At 33.2% G+C, this 1,351-nt stretch carries 2 protein-coding genes and 1 pseudogene; 1 reads left to right on the top strand and 2 read right to left on the bottom strand.

The window, feature by feature from the left end:
* Nucleotides 1–641 (top strand): annotated as a pseudogene (locus tag GRQ01_RS07485) (hypothetical protein); the annotation flags it as partial.
* Here GRQ01_RS07485 and GRQ01_RS07490 read toward each other — a convergent pair.
* Both GRQ01_RS07490 and GRQ01_RS07495 read right to left on the bottom strand, forming a co-directional pair.
* Nucleotides 607–1,062 (bottom strand): hypothetical protein, encoded by a 456-nt coding sequence (locus GRQ01_RS07490; RefSeq protein WP_158335133.1) that lies wholly within the window; start codon nucleotides 1,060–1,062, stop codon nucleotides 607–609. The pseudogene GRQ01_RS07485 and the gene GRQ01_RS07490 sit on opposite strands and share 35 nt — an antisense overlap.
* Nucleotides 1,037–1,270, bottom strand: a complete 234-nt coding sequence (locus GRQ01_RS07495) for a hypothetical protein (RefSeq protein ID WP_158335134.1) — start codon at nucleotides 1,268–1,270, stop codon at nucleotides 1,037–1,039. The genes GRQ01_RS07490 and GRQ01_RS07495 overlap by 26 nt, the downstream gene beginning before the upstream one ends.
* Nucleotides 1,271–1,351 lie beyond the last annotated feature (81 nt).

Raw genomic sequence — 1,351 nt, forward strand, 5'->3', positions numbered from 1 at the left:
AAATTACAGGAGTGATTAAAGCAAAGAAAGGTTTAGAAACTTCAAAGCAAACAAGAATTACTAATTTTATCAATAGTGGTGCTATAAGTGGAAGCGATGATCAAGGCATTAACTTTGCTTATTCTATTCTTACAAATTTTATTAATACAGGAATGATAAAGGGTAATAGTAAAGAAGGAGTGTTTTTTAATAATTCAAGAGTTAGTATTTTTTATAATAGTGGGACGATCAAAAATAGTAGTAAAGAAGCAGTTAACTTTACCAAAAACTCAAATACCATAAAAAATTTCTTTAATAAAGGTGATATAAACAGTACTAATGATAAAGCCATCCATGCAGCCAATGTCTCTATAAGCAATTTTATCAACACAGGCACCCTTAGCAGTAGTGGGGGATCAGATGGGCTTTATGCAGCAGCAGGATTTAGTATGCAAAAAGGCACCATTACTAATTTTATTAATACAGGTACCATGATGAGGGTTGAAATGGTAGCACCGCTATTTTCTGGAGAAATATTTAGGGCTGATCCGTATTTGTTAGAAGAGGTGCCTATGATAGAACCTGTGTTGGTGAAGGTGTTGATATTGCTTAAATATAGGCCGACTCCTATAATATGCCTTCTAGGGTGCCTGAATTGGTAAAGGTGTCAATAGTGGCATCTTGGATATTAAGAGCTGAAGCTGTATAGTTAAATTGTACTGGTTTATCTGATTGATCTCTATTTTCTTTGCTTTTGATAAGGCCACTGTTGGTTAGGGTTGTAATTTTACCACCGTATAATTGGATGCCGTAATTTTGCCCTATGATGGATCCTGAGTTTTCAAAATTAGTAATGGTTGAATTTCTAAGATAGAGGGCTTCGCCGTTTTGTGATTCTATGGTGCCTGAGTTTTTGAAAGTATTTATAGTAGAATCATAGCTTAAAATACCAAATTTAGAATTATTACCTCCTATAAGGCCTTGATTGTCAAAGGTGGTTATGGTGGTAGTGGTGGTTCTATCATTATTTTTTCCTAAATTTATAGCAGCAGAATTATTACCTACCTCCTGTAATCGTCCCACTATTATAAAAAATACTAACTCTTGAATTATTAAAAAACACTCCTTCTTTACTATTACCCTTTATCATTCCTGTATTAATAAAATTTGTAAGAATAGAATAAGCAAAGTTAATGCCTTGATCATCGCTTCCACTTATAGCACCACTATTGATAAAATTAGTAATTCTTGTTTGCTTTGAAGTTTCTAAACCTTTCTTTGCTTTAATCACTCCTGTAATTTGTTAGGGTAGTATTACTAAAGATAACACCTGTATCTTTAGCCTGTATGGTGCCTTGATTGTAAAAATGAG

The sequence above is a fragment of the Campylobacter bilis genome (assembly GCF_016806695.1).
GTDB classification, from domain to species: Bacteria; Campylobacterota; Campylobacteria; order Campylobacterales; family Campylobacteraceae; genus Campylobacter_D; species Campylobacter_D bilis.